General features: G+C 64.9%; 19 protein-coding genes and 1 pseudogene. 7 read left to right on the forward strand and 13 right to left on the reverse strand.

Going from position 1 to position 23,411, the window contains the following annotated elements; translation table 11 throughout:
* The 7 genes and pseudogenes from ACSFA7_RS31320 to ACSFA7_RS31350 form a co-directional block, all read left to right on the forward strand.
* A pseudogene (locus ACSFA7_RS31320) lies at positions 1–951 on the forward strand (hypothetical protein); the annotation flags it as partial.
* A gap of 85 nt (positions 952–1,036) precedes the next feature.
* On the forward strand, positions 1,037–1,543 hold the full coding sequence (locus ACSFA7_RS31325; RefSeq protein ID WP_435502957.1) for an OmpA family protein: 507 nt from the start codon (positions 1,037–1,039) through the stop codon (positions 1,541–1,543).
* Between the two features lie 117 nt (positions 1,544–1,660).
* Positions 1,661–4,744, forward strand: a complete 3,084-nt coding sequence (locus tag ACSFA7_RS31330; RefSeq protein WP_435502958.1) for a glutamate ligase domain-containing protein — start codon at positions 1,661–1,663, stop codon at positions 4,742–4,744.
* Positions 4,745–4,764: 20 nt separating this feature from the next.
* Complete coding sequence (locus ACSFA7_RS31335; RefSeq protein WP_435502959.1) at positions 4,765–5,019, forward strand: hypothetical protein; 255 nt, start codon at positions 4,765–4,767, stop codon at positions 5,017–5,019.
* A 91-nt stretch (positions 5,020–5,110) separates the two neighbouring features.
* The gene (locus ACSFA7_RS31340) at positions 5,111–6,925 is read left to right on the forward strand and encodes a peptidase domain-containing ABC transporter (RefSeq protein ID WP_435502960.1); all 1,815 of its coding nucleotides are present in this window, start codon (positions 5,111–5,113) and stop codon (positions 6,923–6,925) included.
* A 41-nt stretch (positions 6,926–6,966) separates the two neighbouring features.
* Positions 6,967–8,289, forward strand: coding sequence for an HlyD family type I secretion periplasmic adaptor subunit (locus ACSFA7_RS31345; protein ID WP_435502961.1), 1,323 nt, complete (start codon positions 6,967–6,969; stop codon positions 8,287–8,289).
* Positions 8,286–9,854 carry a TolC family protein gene (locus ACSFA7_RS31350; protein ID WP_435502962.1) on the forward strand — a complete coding sequence of 523 codons (1,569 nt, stop codon included), beginning with the start codon at positions 8,286–8,288 and terminating at the stop codon, positions 9,852–9,854. Before ACSFA7_RS31345 ends, ACSFA7_RS31350 begins: the two co-directional genes overlap by 4 nt.
* Positions 9,855–9,992: 138 nt before the next feature.
* On the opposite strand, the gene ACSFA7_RS31355 is transcribed toward ACSFA7_RS31350, so the two are convergent.
* From ACSFA7_RS31355 to ACSFA7_RS31415, 13 genes are all read right to left on the reverse strand, one after another.
* Complete coding sequence (locus ACSFA7_RS31355) at positions 9,993–11,420, reverse strand: sigma 54-interacting transcriptional regulator (RefSeq protein ID WP_435502963.1); 1,428 nt, start codon at positions 11,418–11,420, stop codon at positions 9,993–9,995.
* A 65-nt stretch (positions 11,421–11,485) separates the two neighbouring features.
* On the reverse strand, positions 11,486–13,447 hold the full coding sequence (locus ACSFA7_RS31360) for a pilus assembly protein TadG-related protein (RefSeq protein WP_435502964.1): 1,962 nt from the start codon (positions 13,445–13,447) through the stop codon (positions 11,486–11,488).
* Positions 13,448–13,458: 11 nt separating this feature from the next.
* Complete coding sequence (locus tag ACSFA7_RS31365; RefSeq protein WP_435502965.1) at positions 13,459–13,956, reverse strand: TadE family protein; 498 nt, start codon at positions 13,954–13,956, stop codon at positions 13,459–13,461.
* Positions 13,953–14,453, reverse strand: a complete 501-nt coding sequence (locus tag ACSFA7_RS31370) for a TadE/TadG family type IV pilus assembly protein (RefSeq protein WP_435502966.1) — start codon at positions 14,451–14,453, stop codon at positions 13,953–13,955. Before ACSFA7_RS31370 ends, ACSFA7_RS31365 begins: the two co-directional genes overlap by 4 nt.
* Positions 14,454–14,483: 30 nt before the next feature.
* On the reverse strand, positions 14,484–14,867 hold the full coding sequence (locus ACSFA7_RS31375; RefSeq protein WP_435502967.1) for a DUF3613 domain-containing protein: 384 nt from the start codon (positions 14,865–14,867) through the stop codon (positions 14,484–14,486).
* Complete coding sequence (locus tag ACSFA7_RS31380; RefSeq protein WP_435502968.1) at positions 14,864–15,850, reverse strand: tetratricopeptide repeat protein; 987 nt, start codon at positions 15,848–15,850, stop codon at positions 14,864–14,866. Before ACSFA7_RS31380 ends, ACSFA7_RS31375 begins: the two co-directional genes overlap by 4 nt.
* The gene (locus tag ACSFA7_RS31385; protein WP_435502969.1) at positions 15,847–16,806 is read right to left on the reverse strand and encodes a type II secretion system F family protein; all 960 of its coding nucleotides are present in this window, start codon (positions 16,804–16,806) and stop codon (positions 15,847–15,849) included. Before ACSFA7_RS31385 ends, ACSFA7_RS31380 begins: the two co-directional genes overlap by 4 nt.
* Positions 16,803–17,792 carry a type II secretion system F family protein gene (locus tag ACSFA7_RS31390; protein WP_435502970.1) on the reverse strand — a complete coding sequence of 330 codons (990 nt, stop codon included), beginning with the start codon at positions 17,790–17,792 and terminating at the stop codon, positions 16,803–16,805. Before ACSFA7_RS31390 ends, ACSFA7_RS31385 begins: the two co-directional genes overlap by 4 nt.
* A complete protein-coding gene (locus tag ACSFA7_RS31395; protein WP_435502971.1) occupies positions 17,785–19,098 on the reverse strand; it encodes a TadA family conjugal transfer-associated ATPase in 1,314 nt (437 codons plus the stop codon). The genes ACSFA7_RS31390 and ACSFA7_RS31395 overlap by 8 nt, the downstream gene beginning before the upstream one ends.
* A gap of 4 nt (positions 19,099–19,102) precedes the next feature.
* Complete coding sequence (locus ACSFA7_RS31400) at positions 19,103–20,386, reverse strand: CpaE/TadZ family protein (RefSeq protein WP_435502972.1); 1,284 nt, start codon at positions 20,384–20,386, stop codon at positions 19,103–19,105.
* Between the two features lie 35 nt (positions 20,387–20,421).
* Positions 20,422–21,798 carry a type II and III secretion system protein family protein gene (locus tag ACSFA7_RS31405; RefSeq protein WP_435502973.1) on the reverse strand — a complete coding sequence of 459 codons (1,377 nt, stop codon included), beginning with the start codon at positions 21,796–21,798 and terminating at the stop codon, positions 20,422–20,424.
* Between the two features lie 44 nt (positions 21,799–21,842).
* Positions 21,843–22,841, reverse strand: a complete 999-nt coding sequence (gene cpaB / locus ACSFA7_RS31410) for a Flp pilus assembly protein CpaB (protein WP_435502974.1) — start codon at positions 22,839–22,841, stop codon at positions 21,843–21,845.
* Positions 22,842–22,913: 72 nt separating this feature from the next.
* Positions 22,914–23,411, reverse strand: a complete 498-nt coding sequence (locus ACSFA7_RS31415; RefSeq protein WP_435502975.1) for an A24 family peptidase — start codon at positions 23,409–23,411, stop codon at positions 22,914–22,916.

Raw genomic sequence — 23,411 nt, forward strand, 5'->3', positions numbered from 1 at the left:
GTGCTCGGCGGTGACGGCGGCTTGCTCGGCGGCATCCTGGGTGACGACGGCCTTCTGGGCGGCGTCCTCGGCGGCGACGGCGGCCTGCTCGGCGGCATCCTGGGTGACGACGGCCTTCTGGGCGGCGTCCTCGGCGGCGACGGCGGCCTGCTCGGCGGCATCCTGGGTGACGACGGCCTTCTGGGCGGTGTCCTCGGCGGTGACGGCGGCTTGCTCGGCGGCATCCTGGGTGACGACGGCCTCCTGGGCGGCGTCCTCGGCGGTGACGGCGGCCTGCTCGGTGGCATCCTGGGTGACGACGGCCTTCTGGGCGGCGTCCTCGGCGGTGACGGCGGCCTGCTCGGTGGCATCCTGGGTGACGACGGCCTTCTGGGCGGCGTCCTCGGCGGTGACGGCGGCCTGCTCGGCGGCATCCTGGGTGACGACGGCCTTCTGGGCGGTGTCCTCGGCGGCGACGGTGGCCTCCTCGGCGGCGTGCTGGGTGACGACGGCATCGTCGGCGGCCTGCTCGGCAACGACGGCCTGGTCGGCGGCCTTCTGGGTGACGACGGCCTCGTGGGCAACCTGTTGGGCAACGACGGTCTCGTCGGCAGCCTGCTGGGTCAGGACGGTCTGGTGGGTGGATTGCTCGGCGGCCTCCTGGGCAGCGACGGTCCGGTCGCCAACATCCTGCAGCCGGTCTCCGAAGTGGCAAGCAGCCTGACGGACACTGTCGCTCCGATCGTCGCCACGGTGGCGGGTGCCGCCACCAGCGTGGTCGAGCCGGTGGCCGACATCCTGGCCGGCGCGTCGGGTGCAGTGGCACCGGTGGTCGACACAGTGGCCACCGTGGTGAACACGGTCGACCACGCAGTCACCCCGCTGGTGACCGATGTCGTGACCCCGATCACCAGCCTGGTCGAGCACGCGGCGTCGCCGGTGACCAACATCCTGCACGGCCTGCTGGGCTGATCAAAGAAGAGCGAAGGAGAGAGGGAAGAGGGAAACCGCAGACAGGGACAGACCGGCCACCGGTCTGTCCCGCGAAAGGATTGATATGAAAAAGAAATTCCGGATATTGGCCATCGTTGCGCTCGGGGCCAGCCTCGTCGCCTGCGGTACGGGGCCCAAGAGCGGTCGCGACGACGCGAACTACTACTACTCGAACAAGGGCGCGGCCGCGGTGGCCAAGGTGGAGCCGGCGCCCCCGGCGCCGATGCAGAACGGCCCGTCCGGCGTGCCGAAGATCGTGTACTTCGACTTCGACAAATACAACATCCGTCCGCAGGACCAGCGGATCGTGGAAGCGCATGCGAGCTTCATGAAGAACCGCTCGACGAGCCGCGTGGTCATCGAAGGCCACACCGACTCGCGCGGCGGCCGCGAATACAACCTCGCGCTGGGGCAGCGCCGTTCGGAATCCGTGCAACGGGCGCTCACGCAGCTCGGTGTGCCGGCCGAGCGTGTCGAGGCCATCAGCTGGGGCATCGAAAAGCCCGCGTCCCTGGAAACCACAGAGGAGGGCTACCAGCTCAATCGCCGCGCCGAGTTCAGCTACCGCTGAAGCCGGAGCCCAAGCGATGACGTCGAAGGCAACAGTCTCCGGTCAGCGATTCCGTCGTCCAAGCGAGAGCAGATAGATGACGGACGCGGCCGGTCTCCCGCACTCGATCGGGGCCGAATGATGTCCTTTTCAGACCAGCTCCACGCCTGCCACGAACGCCTGGCGTCAGTGTGCGCGGCGTTGCCTGCTCCCTACCCGGCGTTCACGCTGTTCTTCTCGGTGAGCGACGGTTCGCAGCGCGCGCACGTCGTGCATGCACGGGCCGCCGAGTTCGAGACCGCATGGCGCGAAGGCGCCGACTTCGTCGAAGGCTGGGTGCGCGACCACGGCGTGGTCTCGCCCTGGCTGCGCATCGACTGGGTCGAGGGCGCGAGCCCGATGGACTGGGCGCAGTTCAAGACCCAGCTCACCGCCGTCAAGCGCAACTACTTCCGCCTCGGCCTGGCCTTCGACAAAGATTTCGAGATCGCCTTCACCGAGCAGGAGCTCAACGCCAACGCGATGCTGGCCGGCGACTCGACGATCGCGCATGCGGTGATGAACCCGCGCAACTTCGAGGCCTACGGCCAGGCGCGCTTCCAGCGCACGCTCGCGCTGGACATGCCGACGGACCAGCCGGTCTACCTGCTCGCGACCGTGGGCGTGTTCTGCCAGCCCGACGGCGTGGTGCACAAGCTCATCGGCACGGGGCTCGATGCGGGCCGCCGCCAGCTGCCGGCGCTGAATCCGCAGTCGGCGCTGGACCTCGTGCGCAGCGGTTCGTCCTACCTCGCGCGCCAGGTGCAGAGCGACGGACTCTTCGTGTACGGCTACTTCCCGTGCTTCGACCGCCGCATCCCGACCTACGACGCGATGCGCCATGCGAGCGCGATCCACGCCATGCTCGAAGCATGGGAGGTCACGCGCGACGAAACCCTGCGCTCGGCCATCGACCGCGCGCTCGACCATCTCACCAACTGGCTGATCCGCGACTACCAGCTCGCCGACGGCCGCGAGGTGGCCTTCCTCGTGGACACCGGCGGGGAGATCAAGCTCGGCGGCAACGCCGCCTGCGTGCTCGCACTGGTGAAGTACTGCGAGCTCATGGACACGCGCCGCTGGCTGCCGTTGCTGGAAAAGCTGGCGCTGGGCATCGTGTCGCTGCAGGACCCGGCCACCGGCCGCTTCAACCACGTGCTGCACGCCACCGACCTGGCGGTGAAGCAGGCGTCGCGCGTCATCTACTACGACGGCGAGGCGGCCTACGGCCTCATGCGGCTCTACGGCCTCACGCGCGACGCGCGCTGGTTGGCCGCGGTCGAGAAGGCCTTCGACCATTTCATCGCGAGCCAGCACTGGCAGGCGCACGACCACTGGTTGAGCTGCTGCGTCAACGAGCTCACGCACTGGAGCCCGCAGGAAAAGTACTTCCGCTTCGGGCTGCAGAACGTCGCGGGCTACCTGGACTTCGTGCTCGACCGCAAGACCACCTTCCCGACGCTGCTCGGGCTCATGCTGGCCGCGCAGCAGATGCTGCAGCGCCTGGAAGGCATGCCCGCGATGCGGCACCTGCTCGACGAGCTGGACACAGAGAAGTTCTACCGCGCGCTCGACTACCGCGCCCACTACCTGCTCAACGGCTTCTTCTGGCCCGAGGTGGCGATGTACTTCCGCCGGCCCTCCACGGTCGTCGGCTCCTTCTTCATCCGGCATCACGCGTTCCGCGTGCGCATCGACGACGTCGAGCAGTACGTGTCGGGCTTCGCGTCGTACCACCGCTTCCTGCTCGAGCGCCGCGTGCCGCAGGGCGCGAGCAACCTGGCCGGCAACCCGCGGGACGACGGCGCCGCCTGGACCGCAAGCGAAATGGCGCGCGTGACCGGCGGCGAATGGGTGGTGCGCCCCGAAGACGGCTGGCGCGCGAGCGGCGTGACGCAGCGCTCCTTCATGCGCAAGGGCCGCGTGGTGTTCGAGAACCAGACGCGTCCGTCGAAGACGCCGCTGGCGGCCGTCGCGCTCAAGGGCGTGCTGCAGCCGGCCGCGGCGGTGCTCTGTACCGACCCCAAGCCGCACCTGGACAAGCGCGTGCCGGTGCTCAAGGTGCCGAACGTGCTGCAGGCCGTGCTGCAACTGGGCGAGCATGCGCGCACCGAATTCACCGGCCGCGTCTGCGGTGTGCTGGGCAGCGGCACGAGCAGCAGCACCGTGGCCGCCATGATGGCCGGCGCGCTCACCGTGTGGGGCGAGGTCGGACAGCCTGAAGGCAACATCAGCCTGCCTTCGGGCATCGCATGGAACCTCACCTGCATGCCACGGCATGCGGCCTACTGGGTGCTGGAGATGGGCACCTCGCACATGCCCGCCTCGTCGCAACTGGTGCGGCCTTCGCTGGTGGTGGTGACCGGACTCTCGGCCGCATCGCAGAAGCACCGCGGCCCCTCGGATGCCGCCGCGCGCATGGACAGCCGGATCTTCCAGGGCATGGCCGCCGGCGACAGCGTGGTGCTCAACCGCGACATGCCCGAGTTCGCGACCTTCGCCGAAGCCGCGATGGCGCACCAGCTGCAGATCGTGACCTACGGCGAGCACAAGGACGCCGACGTGCGCCTGCTCGCCTTCGACCACGGCGAGGTGCAGGCGCAGGTGGCGGGCGAGCCCTTCCAGCTGCGGCTCAATGCGCCGGGCCGCCACATGGGCGCGAGCGCCGTCGCCGCGCTCGGCGCGCTGCAGGCGCTGCGCCTGCCGCTGGCCGCGGCCGTCGAGCCCTTCGCGCACTTCGAGCCGCCGGGCGGACGCGGCGCGCTGCACACCATCCACATCGGCGGCGGAAGCTTCAAGCTGATCGATGAGACCTACGACGCCAACCCGAGCTCGATGCGGGCGGCGCTTGAATTGCTGTCACAAGCCCCCTGCGAACCTGCGCGACGTGTCGCCATCCTCGGCGACATGCAGGAGCTGGGTCCCGCGGCGCAACGCCATCACCTCGATCTGGAGGAAGAGTTGCTGGCGTCGCAGCCCGACCGGGTGCTGCTGTGCGGTCCGCTCATGCGGGCGCTGCACGCGAGCATTCGTACCAAGGTCCGTTCGCACTGGTTCGTGGACGTGTCGGACCTGTCGACCGCATTGGGCGGTCTGCTGCAACCGGGCGACTGGGTGCTGGCCAAGAGTTCAGCGGGTGTCGGTCTGTCCCGGCTCGCCCGGGTTTTGAAAGCACTGCCATGAGATGGAACGCATTGATTCACATGCCCTACGAACGCGACGTGGAGGCGCCGCGACGCTGGTGGCTGGGCTGGCTGCAACTGCTGTTCGCATGGGTGCTGTGCATGCTGTTGTGCGCCAACATCGCGCTGGTGCTGGCCGAGGGTTTGCCCGCAGTGCGAGGGGAGGCAACGGTGGACCGGCAAGCCGGCTGCACGGCCACGCAAACGTCATCGCTGCGCGACATGAGAAATGAGCAACAGGTCGACTCGACAAAGGCAAGCGTGCCTCGATGCTGAGGTGCACAAAGCGCGAATTTTTGCCTTGTAACAGTTGGGTAACAGTCGATAATGACGCAGGCGTCATTGCACGACGGATCGGCCCTTTCTCATGATCAAGTTTCTCTTGCCCAGCCAACTGGTTGCCGAAACGCCGGACGAGCCGGGTGCCAGTCCTTATGCGAAGGCCCTGAACACGGCGTTCCGCGCGGCCTACCCGCTCGTGAAGAGTGCGGCATGGCGTTCGCTGCCCATCAGCCTGTTCGGGCTGCTGCCCTCCATCTTCCTGCTGCAGGTCTATGACCGCGTGCTGTCGCGCAGCGGCACCTCGACGCTCGCGGCGCTGGTGAGCGGCATCCTGTTCTTCCTGTGCATCGAGTTCTGGTTGCGCACGCGGCGTTCGCGCATGCTGCGCAATGCGGGCGCGATCATCGACCACGGCGTTTCGGGCGCGTTGCTGCAGTCGATGCTGGCGCGCCCGCTGCGTGCGCTCGAAGCGCGGCCGGCTTCGGTGTGGCAGCAGTACTTCCGAGACGTGGGCTCGGTGCGCGGCACCGTCACCGGCGGTCTCGCCCAATCGATCTTCGACTTGCCGATGGCGGTCTTCGCGCTCGTGGTGATCGGCATCGTCGCGTTGCCTGTGCTGCCGGTGGTGGCCGCGTTCCTCGCGATCATGTCGTTCCTGGCTTGGTGGTGGGCCGACGAAGTGCGCGCCGGCCGCGTCGAGGAAGTGCAGCGCGGTCGCGGCCTGGACCGCATGACCTCCGAGATCTGCAACGCGCGTGAAACGCTCAAGACGCAGGCCAACGACGGCCCCATCAGCGACATGTGGCGCCAGACCTACAACGCTTGGCTCACCGAAAGCTTCAGCAAGAACGGCCAGATCGAAACCGCGCGCGACGGCACCACGGTGCTGCTCACCGTTTTCTCGGTCGTGGTGGTGACGGTGGGCGCGATCTCGGTGATGGAGCAATGGATGACGGTGGGCGGCCTGGTCGCCTCCAACATGCTGGCGCTCAAGGCGCTGCAGCCGGTGGCCGGGCTGGTCTCGAACTGGCGTTCGCTGGCCACCGCGAAGGAAGCCGCCAAGCGCCTGGAAACCGTGCTGGGCGAGCAGGTCGAGAAGCCGCCCACGGGCATGACGCTGCCGCAGCCGCTGGGCCGCATCACGCTCAAGGACGTGAGCTTCAGCTTCACCGAGACCGCGCAGCAGCCGGTGCTCGAGAGCGTCGACCTGGACATCGGCCCGGGCGGGCTGCATGTGATCGTGGGGCGCAACGGCGCGGGCAAGTCCACGCTGGTCAAGCTCCTCTCGGGCCTCTATGCGCCCACGCGCGGCATCATCAGCATCGGCGAGTACGACCTGTCGCAGTTCGGCCGCGAAGAACTCTCGCGCTGGATCAGCTACCTCTCGCAGGAGGTCTACTGGTTCGGCGGCACGCTGATCGACACCATGCGCCGCGCGGCGCCCGGGCAGAGCGACGAGCAGATCGTCTCGGCCTGCAAGCTCTCGGGCGCGCACGAATTCATCTCGCGGCTGCCCGACGGCTACCGCACGATGGTCGGCGAAGGCGGCACCGGCGTCTCGGTGGGCGAACGCCGCAAGCTCGCGTTGGCCATGAGCTTCCTGCGCAAGCCCTCGGTGCTGGTGCTCGACGAGCCCAGCAACGACCTGGATTTTCAAAGCGAGCGCAACCTGCTCGCCACGCTGCTGGCGGTGGCCAAGGTGCGCACCGTGGTGGTGGTCACGCACTCGCTGCGCATCGTCTCGGCGGCCAGCGTGGTCTATCACGTGACCGGACAGGGCGACGTCGAGCAGGGCACCGCCGCGGTCATGGTGCCCAAGCTCTTCGGCGTGAAGAAGCCGCTGGTGGCGGTGGGCGATGAAGACAACGCGGGGGCTCCGGCCTCCCGCTCCATGGCGTGATGCTGCCCGCCTGCTTGACTCATGACGAGTGATTGGGGACCGTGAACTTGAAATCAGACCTGCCGCAGATTCTTCAGGATGAAGACACGAAGCGCGCGGCGCAGACCTCGCCGCAAGGACGGCGGCGCCAGTGGATCATCGGCGGCGCGGTCGCCGTGCTGGCCGTCATCGGCCTCGGCTTTCCGATGGAGACCGTGGTCGTCGCGCCGGGCCGCGTGATTCCTTCGGACCGCGTCAAGTCCATCCAGCATCTGGAAGGCGGCATCGTCAGCGCCGTGCTGGTGAAGGAGGGCGAGAGGGTCAACCAGGGCCAGTCGCTGGTCGAGATCGACCTGGGCGGCAGCGGCCTGAACCTGGAGGAACTCTCCGCCCGCTATGCGGCCACGCAGGCCACCCGCATTCGCCTCATGGCCGAGAGCCGCGGCCAGCCGCTCAGCCGCCAGTCCTTTGCCGCCGACATCGACGAAAGCGTGTTCGAAGGCGAACTAGGCGCCTACCAGGCGCGTGCCCTCGAACAGCGCGGCGTGATGGCCGGCGCGGTCTCGGGCCTGGAGCAGGCGCGAAGCAAGCAGCTGGAGCAGCAGGCCAAGGTGAAGGGCCTTGGCGACCGGCTCGAGTTGATGCAGAAGGAGCTCGAGATCTCCGAGCAACTGCTCAGCGAGAAGCTGGTCGGCCAGGTCGAGGTGCTCGAGAAGCGCCGGCAGGCCGAAGGCGTGCGCAGCGAACTCGCGGTGGCGCGCCAGGGCGTGATTTCCGCCAACGCCGCCATCACCGAATCCCAGGCCAAGATGGCCGAGGCCGAAGGCCGTTACCGCCGCCGCGCCTCGGACGAACTGGCCACTGTCGAGCGCCAGTTCGCCAGCCTGAGCGAAGACCTGGCGCGCGCCCGCACCCAGCGTTCGCGCACTGTGGTGAAGGCGCCGTCGGACGGCATCGTCAAGGGCCTGCGCAACTCCAGCCCGGGCTGGGTGGTGAAACCCGGCGAAGCCATCCTCGAAGTGGTGCCCGACAAGGACGAGATCATGGTCGAGGCCCGGCTCAACCCGAACGACCGCGGCTTCGTCGAGATCGGCCAGTCGGCGCGCGTGAAGATCACCGCCTACGACTACCTGCGCTACGGCGCCGTCGAAGGCAAGGTGATGCTGGTGGCGGCCGATGCCGACCGCGACGCGGCCATCTCCCAGGGTGCGCCTTACTACCGCCTGCTGATCAGCATGTCGCAGTCGCACGTGGGCCGCGAAGAGAACCGCGTCACCGCCGGCATGGAGTCCGAAGTCGACCTGCGCGTCGGCACCGATCCGTTCATCTGGTACATCCTTCGTCCAGTGCTCAAGTTGCGGCGCGAAGCCTTCCGCGAGCCATGAAGGAGCGCAACGCTACAGGCCGGCGCCGAACGGGCACCGGGGTGCTGTGCGCAGCACTGTGCGCGAGCTTCGCGCTTCCGCCGGCGACGGCCTTCGCGCAGGAAGAAGACGGCCAGCCGTCGCCATCGCTCTCGCTCTCGCGCCGCCTCTCGACGCCGTCCATCGGTGCGGCGAGCTACGCCCAGCGCGTCAAGCAGGCGCTGATCACGCTCTCGCAGGAATACCCCGAGGTGCAGTCGGCCCAGGCCGCCGCCAACACCAGCAGCTACAGCGTCGATGCCGCCAGGCAGGCGCGCTACCCGCGCTTCAAGATCGGCACTTCGTCCGGCAACTACAACAGCGGCGCGGACAACGCCAAGACCCAGAGCTACACAGTGCTCACCGCCGAAGCGCGCGTGAGCCTGATCGACGGCGGCGCGATGAGCGCCGCACAGCGCGCCGCCGAGGCCGGCAACAAGGCGGACGACGAAGCGGTCATCACCACCTCGCAGAAGGTGGTGCTGGACGCGCTCACTGCGTACCTCCAGGTGCAGCGCTTCGACCTGAAGAAGCAGATCGCGCACCGCGCCACCGAAGTGGTGGCGGAGCTGTCGAAGGCGGAAGCCCGCCGCGTCGCGCTCGGCGTGTCGGGCGACAACGACCTCAACATGGCCGCCTCGCGCCGCGCCCTGGTGGCCGCGCGCGAGTCCGATTTCGAAGCCCAGCGCGACGAGGCGCTCGCGAAGTTCCGCAACTACTTCAAGTTCTCGCCCAACACCGAGTCGCTGCCCGTGCTCGCGGCGCCGCCGCAGTGGCGCATCGGCTCGCAGGAAGAAGCGCTGCGCCGCGCCGAGAGCCGCAGCACCGAGATCGCCGAAGCGCAGGGCCGCATCGATCGCGCGAGGGCGCTGGTCGACCAGCAGGAATCGAGCCTCTACCCGACGCTCGACGCCGTGGTCGTGAAGAGCAAGGACCCGCGTGGCGTGTCGCCGCAGGACCCGACGCGCGCGGCCTTCGAGCTCAACTGGAACTTCGGCAACGGCTTCGACCGGCAACTGCGCCTGAGGAGCGCGCTCTCCGAAGTCGCCAACCAGGAAGCCAAGCTCGAAGGTGTGAAGAACAACCTGTTCGAGCTCACCTCGGCGTCATGGGCCCGCACCGTGTCGGGACGCGAGCGCGAGAAGCAGCTCATGGAAGCCGTCAGCACCTCGGGCCAGGCCTTCCGCGGCCGCCGCCGCCTGATGGAATTCGGCCGCGAGACCCTGCCCAAGGTGCTCGACGCGCAACTGGACTACTACACGCTCCTGTTCGACTACGTCGACGGTGTCTTCGACCTGCGCATTTCCGAATTGCGCCTGGCGCGGACCACCGGCGAACTGCGCATCGAGCCCGACGGCACCAACAACTGGCTCGACCGCATCTTCGGCCCGCCGAACCGGTCGGTGATCACCGAGGATGGGTTGCTGTCGGCGCTGTGCCTCTCGAGCAACTCGGCCTGCCCGAACGAGCCGGTCGTCGAACGCTCACCGGGCGCCGCGGCCAACAACCCGCCGCTGCGTCGCACGCCTCGTCTAACGCCCCGTTAAAAAGCGGGGGCGAGCGCAGCAAAGCCCTGTGCGTTCGGGAAACACCGAGGAACCGGCTTTGCCGGGCCTCAGGTGTTGCCCCCGGTAGGGGGTAGGAGAAGCGACACGGAGTGCGCGAAGCCTGGGGGCGAGCCTTATTCAGGCATCCTCTGGGATGCCCGGTTCGCCGTCGAGAATTTGGTACTTGCGCATCTTTTCCCACAGCACCTTGCGGCTGATGCCCAGGTGCTGCGCGGTGTCCTGGCGCTTCCAGTCGTTGATCTCGAGCGCCGCGATGATGCGGTTGCGCTCGCTGCTGTTCCAGCCCTTGCGGTCGCCGTTGCTGTCGAGCGCGACACCGCCACCACTGCCGCCACCGCCGTTCCTGTCGGCGGAGATCGCCGGCGCCGGTGTGCCGCGCGTCAACGCGATGGCGCGCTGGATCAGGTTCTGGTCCCAGCCGCGCAGCTGCCGCGCGATCACGCCCACGCGCTCCGCGAGGTTGCGCAGCTGCCGCACGTTGCCGGGGAAGTACGTTTCGGCCACCGCATCGCTGAGCCAGTGCGGCGTTTCGCCCAGCGTCTCGAGTTCGTCGCCGAGCACGTTGCCCAGCAGCGCCTTGAAGATCGCGATCTTGTCGACCTCGCCGCGCTCTTCGAGGCTCGGCACATGCAGCTCGATCACCGCGAGCCGATAGAACAGGTCGGCGCGAAACTCGCCGCTCGCCACCATCTCGCGCAGGTTGCGGTTGGTTGCCGCCACGAGCCGAAAGTCGACACGGATCGGCGACGTGGCCCCGAGCCGCGTGACCGCGTTGTCTTCGAGCACGCGCAGCAGCTTGACCTGCTGATAGCGCGGCAGGTCGCCGATTTCGTCGAGGAACAGCGTGCCGCCGGTGGCCTGCTCGAAGTAGCCGCGGTGCGCATGCACGGCACCGGTGAACGAGCCCTTGGTGTGGCCGAAGAACAGCGATTCGAAAAGCCCGTCGGGAATCGCACCGCAGTTCACCGCCACGAACGCGCCCTTGCTGTAAGACCCGTGCCCGAGGTGCAGTTGCTGCGCAATGCGCTCCTTGCCCACGCCGGTTTCGCCGCGCACCAGCACCGGATGGTTGCAGTCGGCAAAGGCGCCCACTTCGGCGAGCAACGCCTTCATCGCTTCGGAATGCGCCACCAGCACATCAGGCGCTTGCGGCGCGATATCGCGCGCACGCAACTGCCGCACCAGTTTTGCGACCAGCGTGCGCAACTCGGCGCAGGTGAAGTCGTAGGGCAGGACGTGCAGGTACTCGGGCGGATAGGTCCGCGAATCGCGCTCGCGCGAACCCGCGGCGACCCAGATGACGGGCATGCCCTGGAGGAATTCGGTGGCGTGCGCGAGGCCGCCGCTGTCGATGACGGTGACGCTGATGATCGCGACGGCAGGACGCATCGCCGCGCCGCGCTCCTGCTGCGGGGGCGGCAGCCCGTCGGCCCGTGTGACTTCCACGTCGAAGCTCGCCATGCACCGCGCGATGCGGTCAAGGATGTCGGCTTTGCCTTCCCAGACAAAGAGGTCGAGTTCGTCGAAGTTGGAGGGGGAACTCATGTATATGTATGGGCGGGCGAATCAGGCGATCGTGAGAATCTGCGGTCAATGACTTCTCTACTTTTTCAGTAGACCAACTTCGCACCGCTTTCGCAGCTGGCGGAAAGCAGTTGCACATCGGCGTATCCCAGTTGCAGGCCCAGCGCCTTGAGCAAGGGGCCGAGTACCGCGCCATCGAGAAGGTTGAGGACGGGCATGAGGACCACATTGAGGAGGCCTAGAACACCACCGACGATGGTGATCAGATTGTTTACCAGCCCATCAATGATCGAGCTGAGGGGGCCCGCTGGAATTCCCAAGATGGTCAGGCCGCTTGTGTCCAGTTTGACGTCCAGTTTGCCAGCACCGATTGCGCTTCCAATGGCCGCCCCGAGGTGCTGTTCGCTGCCGACAGATCGCACTAGATCTTGGTCAGATGCTGGAACCTTGGGATCAAACCTGAATGTCTGGGAGGTCCTGGTGGTTTGATCGTCCCCGGGAATGGAAAGGTCCAGCTTGGCTTTCAACCCGATGGGCGCATCGACGACCGGAATAAGGCCAAACAACAGCTTGATCTCGGCCTTCACATTCAAGAGATCGAAGTGCTCCTTCGGGAGTGCGCTCCACTTGGCAGCTCTGTTCGTGAAGGCGGTTGGAATATTTCCAAGGAAAACATGAGCCAAGCCGGGCATGACGCCAATTTTCACGTCGTACTTTCCATCGGCGGCCTTGCAACTTACTTCTTCCAATTCCCCGTCGCCAGACGCGACTTCGACGTAGACCGGCAAGTTGACCAGTTGTCCCGCTGGGAGTGAGACCTTGACGCTTGCAAGGCCGAGGAGGTCGAGGTTCAAGAGATTGCCGCCACTTGGAGGTGTCAGCACCTTGGCGTTCAGGAGCAAGCGAACTTGTCCCGTATGCGCCTCGGTCTTGGCGCTGCCGTTGGCGTAGTAGCCCGGCGGTCCAACGGCGATGCTGGGCGGTTCGATGACCGCCGCCTTCAGTTGCACATTGGCAAGAGGATCAAGCGGAATCGCCACCTGCGCGGCTGCTGCAGAGTTGCTGTTTGCGATCTGAAGACTCACCAGCAATAGGTTCAGTGCATTGATTTCTCCGTTCAACGCGGAACTTGGGTTCGTGGGGTCCAGGTCCACGCTGATCAGGCCGGCCTGTTGTGCCGTCTTGAGAAGATTGATCGTGGTTCGGTCCAGATCGAGCCCTGCATCGAGACTCAGCAAACCATTCAGCAGATTTGTGACCAGCCTCACCGTGGCGCTGTCATTGCTTTGCGGAAGGGCACTGATTGCGGCAGTGATCAACTGCCCGAGACTGACGTTCGCCGCGAGCAGTGCATCGTATGAACCCAGGTTCAGATCGAGCGCCTTCGCCAATCCAAGAAGATTGACCTTCGCATTTGCGAGACCCTTGTAATCGAGGAGGCTGAGATTGACCGAGGTGCCGAGCAGCATGCTCAGTACTTGATTGAGAGCTCCTGCGTCGAGTCTCGCCACGCCACTTCCTACCGAAAATGAGGCAACAGGATCGCTTGCTTTCGCGGCAATCGCCTGGACACGAATGATTCGATTGCCGGGAAAAAGAGAAAGGAGTCCTACGGGTGCGTTTGCGATAAGTACTCGGACGGCGTTTAGCTTGGGGTCGTTGACGACGAAGTGACTCTCGGAGGCGATGCTCGGATCCCAGCGACCGCAGGTGATATTTTCATCTCCGAGAGAGAAGTTTGCTGGAAGATTTCTGATGGGGTCACTGATGCCGGTCCCATTTGCATTCGTGCGCGCAGCTTGTCTCGCTCCTTGGCAGCCGGTGGGCCCGTCTAGCTGAGAGGCTCCCGCCAGCGCGGCAAGATCCGCTGCCTTCTGGTATTCCCGCTTCATGTAGAACAAATACCCGAGTTCGGTGCCCGCCAGAACAATGATGATTAGGCTCAACGCGATGGCGGCATTGACAATGACCGAACCCTTTTGCCGCACAGCCCGCATCGACGAGCCGCCTCGAAAGGGGGAACGCCGTCTATTGGAGGTCGAGTTCATGTCATTACCTCTCAGGTTTGCCGCATGGCGATTGCCCGGCCCGTCAACTCATCCGGCATCCAGCCAAAAGCAGGCAATTTAGGCAGGAGTCGATTGGCGCTGTACTTGTATGTCACGGTCACAACCGCTCGTGCACCGGTACCCTCGGTCACGGCGATGGTCGCTGCGACGTTCGCCGCAATCCAGCTCCGCCGGCGATCGACGCTTACGCTTTCGGAGACAGGAACGACGAGTGCCTCAAGCAATGAGGCGCGCACTGCACTCACGATTCGCGGGTCGTTCTCGCTCAGGCCAGGCGATGCAGGAAGCTGCGAGACGGCACGTGCACCGTCCTCGGCTGCGCGGGAAACGGCCTGTTGGAAATAGAAGACGGCACCGAACGTTGCCATTCCATAGAGCACGAGAAACAGCACGCCAAAGATCAGCGCGAACTCGATGGCTGCCACCCCGCGCTGCAACCGGCGGGAGACTGCAAAAGGCGATGCCGAGCGTGGTGGGATGTAGTTCATAACGCCCGTCCATCGAGTTGCATGCTCGCTTTTCCGACCAGCTTGTCGGGCATTGCAAAACTTGGCAGGGGTGGAAGGATGGCCCCCATTCCATTCGCGGTCACTGTCACCACAATCTGGCAGCGTTGGTCCCATTGAGAACTGCACGTGCGAGTTGGTGCTGCGCAGTTGCCGGAGTCAATTGCGCATATTTCGGCAACGATCTGGGGCGTGACCGGCAGCCAGCCGTTGGTCTGCAAGAGCGCAATTTCGGCGGCCTTTCTCTCGCGAGCAGGCAGGTCGATTTGATAGCGCAACGCCGCGCGTGCGCCATCTTCCGCGGCATTCTGCAGGCCGAAACGCAGCGTGAAAATGATCCCGTAGCAGATGATCGTGTAAAGAAAACCGAAAAAGAGCAGGAATACCAACGCGAACTCGACGGCATAAACCCCGCGCTGACGCAACGCGCCCGTCTGAACGTGTTTCGGACCCCTGGTTCTTGGCGTAAAGAGGTTCATGAGGCGGCCCCGCGATATATCTTCTTGCGATCAATTGCCGGTCTTGGCCTTGACGGTCGAGTTGAAGCGCTCCGGGATCTGGTATTCGAAGCTCTTCAGGTAGCGCTCATAGCTGCGGTATGCGATCGGACCTGCAATGGGACGCGGCGTCTTCGATGCGATCACACCCGAGCGTTGCCAACTCAACAGGTCTTGTGTGGCGTCGCCGACCCGCAGGGGCTCCTCTTCCATGGTGGCGTGCTCTGCCGCCGGGGCAATGTCATCCATCGCTTCCGATGCCGATTGAGCGTTGGATTCCTGCACGGGCTTCTCGGCCGGCTGTTGGGCGGTTGCCGGTAACCCGAAGGCGATGGCCGAGACGACAAGGCAGAGTCGCGGCAATGTGAGGTCACGAGCGGACAAGCGGTGTTTCATGGGGTGCCTCGCAAGAGCGGAGTGGATGACAAAGGAGTCGCTACGACAGAGACGGATGCCGCGGATTCGTCCGGCAGCGTGGTCGCGGGAGGGGCGCGAAGATTGCCCGATCGGCGCGACGGCTTCAGCGCAAGGGGTGCGGCTCCGGCGTCGGATGAGTTGTAGTTGTTTGTGGTGGCTGAAGGCAGCAGCGGAGCGGCACCTGTCGGCAAGGAGCCGGTGCCGACGAGTTGCCGCGCAGCTTCGCGGATGGCGGCGCGCGTCGCCACAGGCATCCGGCGGGCTTCCATCAGTGCCGCTGCCTGTTCGCTCTGCTGGCTGGCTTCAAGATACAGCGCAAGGTTGGATTGGGCCTGCGGGTTGTCCGGTTGGAGTTGCGTCGCCTGCATCAACGGCAGGCGTGCGTCGGCAATCCGGCCAGCTCGCAGGTTCGCGTAGCCCAGATCGTTTAGCAGCATGGCATCCGTCGGACTGCGCAACTGGGCCTTCTTGAGAAGCTCTGCTGCTTCGACGTAGTTGGCTCGCGCACCGGCGAGAAGCCCGAGGCCGTGATACGCCGAGCTTTCCATGGGTGTGCCGATCAGGCGCCTGTAGAACTCCTCGCTTTGCGCCAACTGACCCGTGTTGCGCAGTGCGTCCGCCCGTGCACGGTTGATTTCGGGCGAAACACCCCAGCGCTGCTCGAGGGCATCGATGTGCGCCAGCGAGGCGAACCACAGGCCTTCGCGCTGCATCTGCTCGACCAGTCTCAGGTAAGTGGCCTGGGTATCTATCGAGGCACTGGCCTTGGATGAGGCGGCGTCCTCCGCCGCCATGCGCTGCTGTGCCTCCGCGGCTCCGGCGTACTGATCCTTGGGAGCCGCGCAGCCAAAGGTCACCATCGTCAGTGTCAGGCCCGCGGCAATGCAGGCGAGTCGTCGGGAAGATGCGGCAGCGCTGACAGTTCGAGGCCAGCGGGATTTGATTCGGGTGGACGCGTTCATTTGGTGAGGGCTCCCAGTGATCTGACGACCGCAATAAAACCAGGGCCCGCGGTCACGATGACCAGGGCGGGAAGCAAGGTCGTCACCATGATCCCGGTCATCTTCACAGTGATCTTGCCGATGCGCTCTTTCATCTCCGAGCGGCGATGCTCGCGCAGCCGTTCGCTGAATTGCCGTAGCGGCTCCTGCACCGCGCCACCGTGCCGGTCGACTTGCACCAGCAGCGAAACCAGGCCGCTTAGGTTCTCGTTGCCATGCAGCGTCGCGAGGCGCTGCAGCGAATGCTCGCGGGTGCGGCCTCGGCTGTACTGCCGGTTGGCAAGGGTCAACTCGTAGCCCAGAACGCGCAGCACATGGGAAAAATCGGTAGACATGATCTGCAGGCTCTGGTCTAGGCTCAGCCCAACGCCCTGCAGCAGGCGAAGCAGGTCGACGAACAGAGGCAGTTCGTGCGCCACCTTCTCGCGGCGTTTGGCCGCATACCGCGCAAGCAGCCACTTGGGAGCCATGAATCCACCCACGAAGGCGCAGGCCAGTACGGCAGTTCCATATCGCTCCGATGGGTTGGCATTCCAGAACAGGTAGGCCAGCAGCGGCAGCAGGAAGGCCAGCGCGATGCGCGCCACAAGGAAGACCAGCTGGGCCCTTTGAGTCGAGAACCCGCATTGATCGATCAGCCGTCGATCCTCGTCCGTCACCAGGGCCCGGCCGATACGCGTGTTCAGCCAGTGCAATGGAAGTTCGATGTCGGACAGCAAGCCGACCGCCTCGGGTTCCGCGGCTGCCGGCTGGGGATCGGCTGGCGCGGCGATGCCGCGGAGAATGGCTCTGCCGATGGTTTGACTGCGGCGAGCACGCATCACTTCGTTGGCTATCAGCGAGCCGGCCGCGACCAGCAGTGCAATCGCCAACAGGACAAGGCTCCACGTGATGAGCTGTGAAGGCGTGAAGTTCATGTGAGCCTCGCCAGACGATAGAGCAATGCCGCTCCCAGGAGCTGCAGGCCGACTGCGCCGAAGATCAGCATCTGTCCCGTGGAGTCTTGCCACATCCGCAGAAAGTAGTCCGGATTGAGCATGATGATGGCCAGGCCGACGCCGACGGGAAGCACGCCGAGGATCCATGCCGAGAGACGTGTCTCGGATGACATGGCCACAAGCTCGTGTTCGGCCTGCTCGCGATCGCGCATGAAGTTTCCAACGCGTTCCAGGAGGAGGTCGGCTCGCCCGCCGTAGCGCACGCCCAGGCCCAAAATCGACGCGAGCAAATACAGCTCCTCGATGCGTGCATGGCCAGCCGTTTGATGCAAGGCGCGATCCAGATCCACACCTGCGCGCACGAGACTGGCCGCGCGTTCCATGTACGCGCGCAGCGGTGCGCGGGTGGTCGGGATCGCAAGCTGAAACGATGCCTGGGTGGAGTTGCCGATAGTGATGAGGCGAACCATTGCATCGATGAAGGCCGGCAACTGGCTGACCAACTCCCGCCGATACTTCTGTAGCCGAAGCCAGAGCGCAAACGCTGCCAGGATCAGCAGCATGAGCAGCGCGCCGAGCGCCGTGGGCCAGCCTCCCAGGACGCCAGCAAGGACACACAGTGCAATGATCGCAAGGGCGCACAGAACCAGCGTGCGAGGGGCAACGACGCCTTCGAGCCAGCCTGGCAACAGGGCCTGCAGGCGGTTCTGGCGTGGTGCTGCAGCCGCCTCTGCTGCAGCTGCGTCGCTCCAGGGGTCACTGAGTAATCCAGCCGCTTCCACGGCCGGGCTCTGCAGTGGCGCAAGCACAGGGTTCTCGGAAACGGGATTGGGGTGAATCTGCTGGGCCAGGTATCGGTCCCTGGTTCGCCGCGACTGGAGTCCCGCAGCCCACTGCCACAGCAGTAGACCGCTTGCTGCCAGCAGCAACGCGATCACGGCCACCATGAGCATGGCTTCACGCACGTTGCTCTCCGTGTGCTCGCGACAGCGTCTGGCGGAAGCGGGTGATCTTTGGTGAATGGGGCGCGATGCCCAGGGAGACCCAGCGATCGTGCTCCTCGCCGTTGGGTGAAACGACCGGCTCGTAGCGATACAACTCCTGCATCGCGACCACGTTGTCATTGACGCCGGTGACTTCGCTGAGAGACAGGATCCGCCTCTGGCCGCCTGACAGTCGACCGATCTGAACCACGAAATCGATGGCATTCGCGATCTGCCGCCGCAAACTCACCTCGCTGCCCTGATAACCGGCAAAGCCGGCGAGCATTTCGAGCCGATACAGGCACTCGCGTGGCGAGCTTGCATGGATGGTTCCCATGGAGCCTTCGTGCCCCGTGTTCATTGCCTGCATCATTTCGATGACCTCGGCACCCCGTACCTCGCCCACGATGATGCGGTCCGGCCTCATGCGCAGGCTGTTGCGCAGCAGGTCGCGAATCGACACAACGCCGGCGCCATCGAAGCCACCCGGCCTGCTCTCGAGCCGGACGACATGGCTCGTTCTCAGAGAGAGCTCGGCGGTGTCTTCGATCGTGATGACGCGCTCGCTCGAGGGGATGAAGCTGGCGAGCGCATTCAGCAGCGAGGTCTTGCCTGAACTGGTGCCGCCGCTAACAAGGATGTTGCAGCGCGCGCGCACCGCGATCTCAAGCAGCTGCGCCATGCCGGCGTCGAACGTGCCGAGCTTCACGAGGTCGGCCGGGGTGAGCGGATCCTTGCGGAACTTGCGAATCGATACTGAGAGCCCATCGATGGCAAGCGGTTCGATGATCACGTTGATGCGGCCGCCGTCGGGTAGCCGCGCATCGACCATCGGATTGGCTTCGTCGAGCCGGCGGCCGAGCGGCGCGAGGATGCGGCGCACGATGCGCATCACGTGCTCCGAATCGGCAAAGCGCAGGGTCTCGCGTTCCAGAATTCCGTGGCGCGAGACATAGACGTTCTGATAGCCGTTGATCAGGATGTCCTCGACAGCCGGATCATTGAGCAGATCTTCGAGCGGGCCGAAGCCCGCCAGCTCTTTCGTCAACGCGTTGGCGATGAGCTGCATCTCGCGATCGTTGATCGGCACGCGGCGCAGGCGCACGAAGCTGTCGACCTCCAGCTCGACGAACTGCTGGATCGAGGCGCGCGACCAACGGCCAAATTCCGCGCCGAGTTCCTCGATGCGGCTCAGCAGATGGTCATGCGTCCAACTTTTGATGTCCTGGAACTGCTGCGAGTTGATGAACGCTTGATCGTCGTCGGCAAATTCGATATCGGTGGACATGGGATCAGCCTTCGTTTGAGCTCTTCCAAAGACCAGTGACTTGCGAGATGCGCGCAAGCCAGCGTGGATCCTTAGCTGGGGGGGTGCCCGTGGCAGACATATATTCTTGGTGCAGGCCGCGAGCGAATCCGGTCACTGCCTGTGAGTAGGGATCGTTGCGCGCCGTGCGAACCAGCATCTCGCCGCGGCTCGCAGCCGCCAGGAGTGCGGAACTGCGGGCCGGCAGTACATGCCGCAGGGGCAGTTCGAGGCGCTCTGCAATATCCTTTGCAGACAGTCCCACATGGCTGTCGAACTTGTTGACCACCAGCGAGAGCCGCTCCGTCTCGACGCCACGTGTGCGCAGTTCTTTGAGCATGTTGGCGGTGGAGACGATCGCACCGATGCTCTGGTCGCAAACGACCCAACTGCTCTGAGCTTCGCGCACGGTCTGGGCGACGAAATCGATCGTGGAGAAACCGCCCAGGTCAGCGATCTGGAAGTCGAAGAAATCGCCGAGGCGCTTGATCAACGCCACTGAATCGGCATGCGATATTTCGCGGACCTGCGTGAGGCTGGCCGGCAACGGCAACACTGCAACGCCGCTAGTGTGATGCGCCAGCGCGGTGTGCAGCAGCGTCTGGTCAAGCCGGCGCAGGTTGCGCACGCCGTCGACGAAGCTGAAGCCGCTTTGCGTGTCGAGGTACAGCAGGCCATCGCGCGCCGGCAGGCCCAGGTCGAGCAGCGCCACGCCTTGCCGCGTGCTGCGGCCCGGCGGGCGCGCCGGCACCTGTGCCAACTGATCATTCAGCGCAAGGGCCAGGCTGGTGGCCAATGTGGTGACGCCCAGTCCACCTCGCGCGCCCAGCAGCGCCAGCGTGGCGCCGCGTGTGCCGCTTTGGAGATTGCTGCGCCGTTCGAGCAGCATCTTCAATGTTTCGACCGCGTCGCTCGGGGGGGCCGCCATATCGATGAAGTCATCGACGCCCGCACGCAAAGCTGCCAGCATGGCTGCGGGTTCGGCCGAGATCCCGGTTGCAAGCACGGGCAACGCGGGCCAGTCCCGTTTGAGGCGCTGATGGAGCTGGCTTGCTGCTGCGCTTTGGTCTGGAGAGAAATCCAGGAACACGGCCAACGGGCCGAGGAGCGCGATGCGCTCGTCGAGCGATTTCGTATCGGACGCAAGTACCACGACAGAACCGAGGCGCCCGAGGGCATCGGTCAGCCAGGTGACGTGGCTGTCGTTGCTCGATGCGAACAGGTAGGTTTCGGCACCCGTTTCCGGGATGCTGTCGCGTGGAGCGTTCATGGCGCCAGTCTGCTGTTCATGGTTGCGTCATCCAGTCAGCGCGAAAAGCCGGGAAGGGCCGCGTTGGCCGGGTTGTTGAGGAAGATGGAGCGCCAGACGGCACCATCACGTTGCTCCGCAGCGCCGGGCAGGAATGGGGTCAGGTCGGTGTCGCGGGCAATGGGTTTTACCAAGTGCGGTGTGACCACGATCACCAGTTCCTTCTCGTTCATCTGGTACTTGCTTTGCTTGAAGAAGGAGCCAAGGACAGGCAAGTCCCCCAGGAGCGGAACCTTGTCTGCACTGGACGTTGTGGTGCGACTCACCAGCCCGCCGATGATGAAGCTTTCGCCGTCGCCAAGTTCGACCGTCGTGTCTGCCCGGCGGGTGGTGATCGCCGGCACTGCAACGCCTCCGATGCTCAGCGAGTTGGCATAGTCCAGATCACTGGCCTCGGGTGCAACCTTGAGCACGATGCGATCGTTCGACAGCACGGTGGGAGTCAGTGTCAGGCCGATACCAAACGGCTTGTATTCGATGCTCGTGGTTCCCAGACCCTGCGGGGCAGGTACGGGCAGCTCCCCGCCGGAGAGGAAGCTCGCACTCTGACCGGACATCGCGACGAGGGTGGGCTCTGCAAGGACTCGGGCCATGCCGTTGCCTTCGAGGAAGCCGACGTTCAGCCCGATGCCTGCCTTGCCGAAGTTGAAGAGCAGGCTGAAGGCCTGTGCCAGCGGGTTGTTGTATTCGCCAGTGATGGCGCCATTCGAATTGAAAGTTGCGCTCTTGACCGAGGCCGGCGTAAAGACGCCGAAGCTGAAGCCACTGGAATTGGCGCGAGTGCTGAAGATATTCAGCCCTGCCTGCTTGAGCACGCTGCGATTGAATTCGACGACCTTGACCTCGACCTGCACGGTGTCGCTGCGAACGTTGATCGACGAGCGGTCGTTCACGGTTGCTTTTTCGGGGTGGCTTGCCAGCGCGGCATCGCGCGCCTGTTGATAGGCGGGAACGCTGTCCATCGTGCCGTCGAGCTTCGCATCACGGCGTCGCACCTCCACCGCGTAGATGGTTGCTGCCGGGCGCCCCTTCTCCCAGACCATGAGCGTCGTATTGCCCGGTGCCTTTCCCGTCAGGATAAGTCGTGCCGAGGGAGAGCCTGCCGTCTTGCGCGTGATCGTGACCCCTACAACCGTTTCGTTTGCGATCGCGATACGGTCCACCCCCTTGTCGATCAGCACTTCCTGTTGTGTGCCAGCGAGCATCGTCAATGCCGTCTGCGACGACGAAGGCACACCGGCGGCAAAAATTGGCGACCAGATGCCGATGCTCAGGATGCACGCGGTTGCCAGTCGGCCACGCCGCGGCCGCAGATGACTGCCTGTCGTGGAGCGGCGATTGGCTGGCTTCGTCATCACACGGGGCAAGGGCATGGTTTTCTTTCTGAAACAGTGACAGTCATGACGGATGGTTGCGTTCAGTAGCGAACGGTCTCGCTGCGTTCGCCTCGAATCATTTCGACTTCGATGCCCGGACGTGTGCCGCCGCCCGGATGAGTTCCGGCGGAGCCCGTCGACACACGAGTCGCGGCGCCGCTTCGTCGGCCGGTCTCCGAAGCGGCCCCGCCATTCACCAGATCGGCCACCGTGAGACCCGCCTGTGCTTTGTCCAAGCCGACCAGCGGTGCCCGGCGTGGCTCGCCTGGTTTGGTGGCTACGGGTTGCAATGCCGTGGGCAGCGCAGCAAAGAGCGCCGGGTCCGGTTCCGAGAGGTCGGATGGATGGCGCAATGCCAGGAGCAGGCGGCCACTGGATTCGCCGAGCGTGAGGCGGTTGACGTCGTCCACGGGTACCGCGAGCACGGCGGTTCGCGCGTTGTCTGCTCGTTGTTGCGCCTGGGTCATGGGCCCGTCGGCAGTCTTGGAAGGCAGCCCGTCGACCGATGCGTTGCCGAACGCCAGCACGCGCTTGCGCGCAAGAAGCAGGCGGGCCTGACTTCGGTCTATGTCCTTTCCTTCGGACTTGAGCATGACGAAGACGTCGACGAAATCTCCGGGCTGCACCTTGTTGCCCACACCCATGACTTCATCGGCCTTGATGGCGATCGCTCGCTCGCCTTCGTTCACGCGCAGAGCCAGACCGGAGACCAACTGACCCTCTTGAAGCGGGGTTCCTTCTCCCAGATCGAGCACGGGTACCCGGCCGACCGCCTCGGTCACATCCTTGAATGCGCCCGACGGATTGATGGGCAGGCGCGCGACGCGCAGGAGATCGGCCGAAATGACCTTGCCTGCGGGGATGGATTTGGCCGCGACGACGACGGCGTAGGTTTGGGCGTCGGATTTGACCGTCACGGCGGGAGGCGCAGCCGCCACTGACGGCGGTGGTGGTTGGCGGCTGAGTATCCAGGCGTAGCCCCCTAGCGCGATGGCCACGAGCACTAGAACGGCGGCGATGATTTTCGTGAGGTGGATCATGGGCGTTGGGGTGAGGCGGTTGGATGGTCTATCGACGGAGTTGGTGAAAGAGCCTCTGACGACGTGGACAGCTCAGCGCTGTCGACCCCAGACGATCCAAATCCCGGCGGTGATTGCAAGATAGGCGGCGTAGGGAATGACGCGCTTTGAACTCCGGGCGCTGTGGGTGCCCGACTCCTTGACCGGGCCGGACAGTGCCAGGGCCAGTCGCGGAAACCACGGCCAACGCTGCAGTACCAGCCAGAGCACGCCGTGCATTCCTGCCAGAAGGGTGGCGCCGATCCAGATCGGGACCAACCCTTGCCAGCCCACCCACAAACCCAGGGCGCCTGCGAATTTCACGTCGCCAGCGCCCATCAGGTTGAAAGCATAGAAAAGCAGCAGGAAACCAAACCCCAGGACGGCACCGGCCAATGCGTCGAACCAGCCAACGCCGACCGGCTGCTGTCCCAGGGAGAGAGTTGTCAAAGCCAAGGCAGCACCTGTAAGGACCAACCAATTGGGAACGCGGCGCTGGTAGAAGTCATAGACGATGACCGGGAGAAGCCAAATCAGCTCTACCCCAGTCAT

It is taken from the genome of Variovorax trehalosi (genome assembly GCF_051216415.1).
In the GTDB taxonomy this organism is placed as follows: Bacteria; Pseudomonadota; Gammaproteobacteria; order Burkholderiales; family Burkholderiaceae_C; genus Variovorax.

Bases quoted from the DNA above. Each gene is read 5' to 3' on its own strand.
- ACSFA7_RS31325 (WP_435502957.1), top strand. From the start codon at position 1,037: ATGAAAAAGAAATTCCGGATATTGGCCATCGTTGCGCTCGGGGCCAGC.
- ACSFA7_RS31330 (WP_435502958.1), top strand. From the start codon at position 1,661: ATGATGTCCTTTTCAGACCAGCTCCACGCCTGCCACGAACGCCTGGCG.
- ACSFA7_RS31335 (WP_435502959.1), top strand. From the start codon at position 4,765: ATGCCCTACGAACGCGACGTGGAGGCGCCGCGACGCTGGTGGCTGGGC.
- ACSFA7_RS31340 (WP_435502960.1), top strand. From the start codon at position 5,111: ATGATCAAGTTTCTCTTGCCCAGCCAACTGGTTGCCGAAACGCCGGAC.
- ACSFA7_RS31350 (WP_435502962.1), top strand. From the start codon at position 8,286: ATGAAGGAGCGCAACGCTACAGGCCGGCGCCGAACGGGCACCGGGGTG.
- ACSFA7_RS31355 (WP_435502963.1), bottom strand. From the start codon at position 11,420: ATGAGTTCCCCCTCCAACTTCGACGAACTCGACCTCTTTGTCTGGGAA.
- ACSFA7_RS31360 (WP_435502964.1), bottom strand. From the start codon at position 13,447: ATGAACTCGACCTCCAATAGACGGCGTTCCCCCTTTCGAGGCGGCTCG.
- ACSFA7_RS31365 (WP_435502965.1), bottom strand. From the start codon at position 13,956: ATGAACTACATCCCACCACGCTCGGCATCGCCTTTTGCAGTCTCCCGC.
- ACSFA7_RS31370 (WP_435502966.1), bottom strand. From the start codon at position 14,453: ATGAACCTCTTTACGCCAAGAACCAGGGGTCCGAAACACGTTCAGACG.
- ACSFA7_RS31375 (WP_435502967.1), bottom strand. From the start codon at position 14,867: ATGAAACACCGCTTGTCCGCTCGTGACCTCACATTGCCGCGACTCTGC.
- ACSFA7_RS31380 (WP_435502968.1), bottom strand. From the start codon at position 15,850: ATGAACGCGTCCACCCGAATCAAATCCCGCTGGCCTCGAACTGTCAGC.
- ACSFA7_RS31385 (WP_435502969.1), bottom strand. From the start codon at position 16,806: ATGAACTTCACGCCTTCACAGCTCATCACGTGGAGCCTTGTCCTGTTG.
- ACSFA7_RS31395 (WP_435502971.1), bottom strand. From the start codon at position 19,098: ATGTCCACCGATATCGAATTTGCCGACGACGATCAAGCGTTCATCAAC.
- ACSFA7_RS31400 (WP_435502972.1), bottom strand. From the start codon at position 20,386: ATGAACGCTCCACGCGACAGCATCCCGGAAACGGGTGCCGAAACCTAC.
- ACSFA7_RS31405 (WP_435502973.1), bottom strand. From the start codon at position 21,798: ATGCCCTTGCCCCGTGTGATGACGAAGCCAGCCAATCGCCGCTCCACG.
- cpaB (WP_435502974.1), bottom strand. From the start codon at position 22,841: ATGATCCACCTCACGAAAATCATCGCCGCCGTTCTAGTGCTCGTGGCC.
- ACSFA7_RS31415 (WP_435502975.1), bottom strand. From the start codon at position 23,411: ATGACTGGGGTAGAGCTGATTTGGCTTCTCCCGGTCATCGTCTATGAC.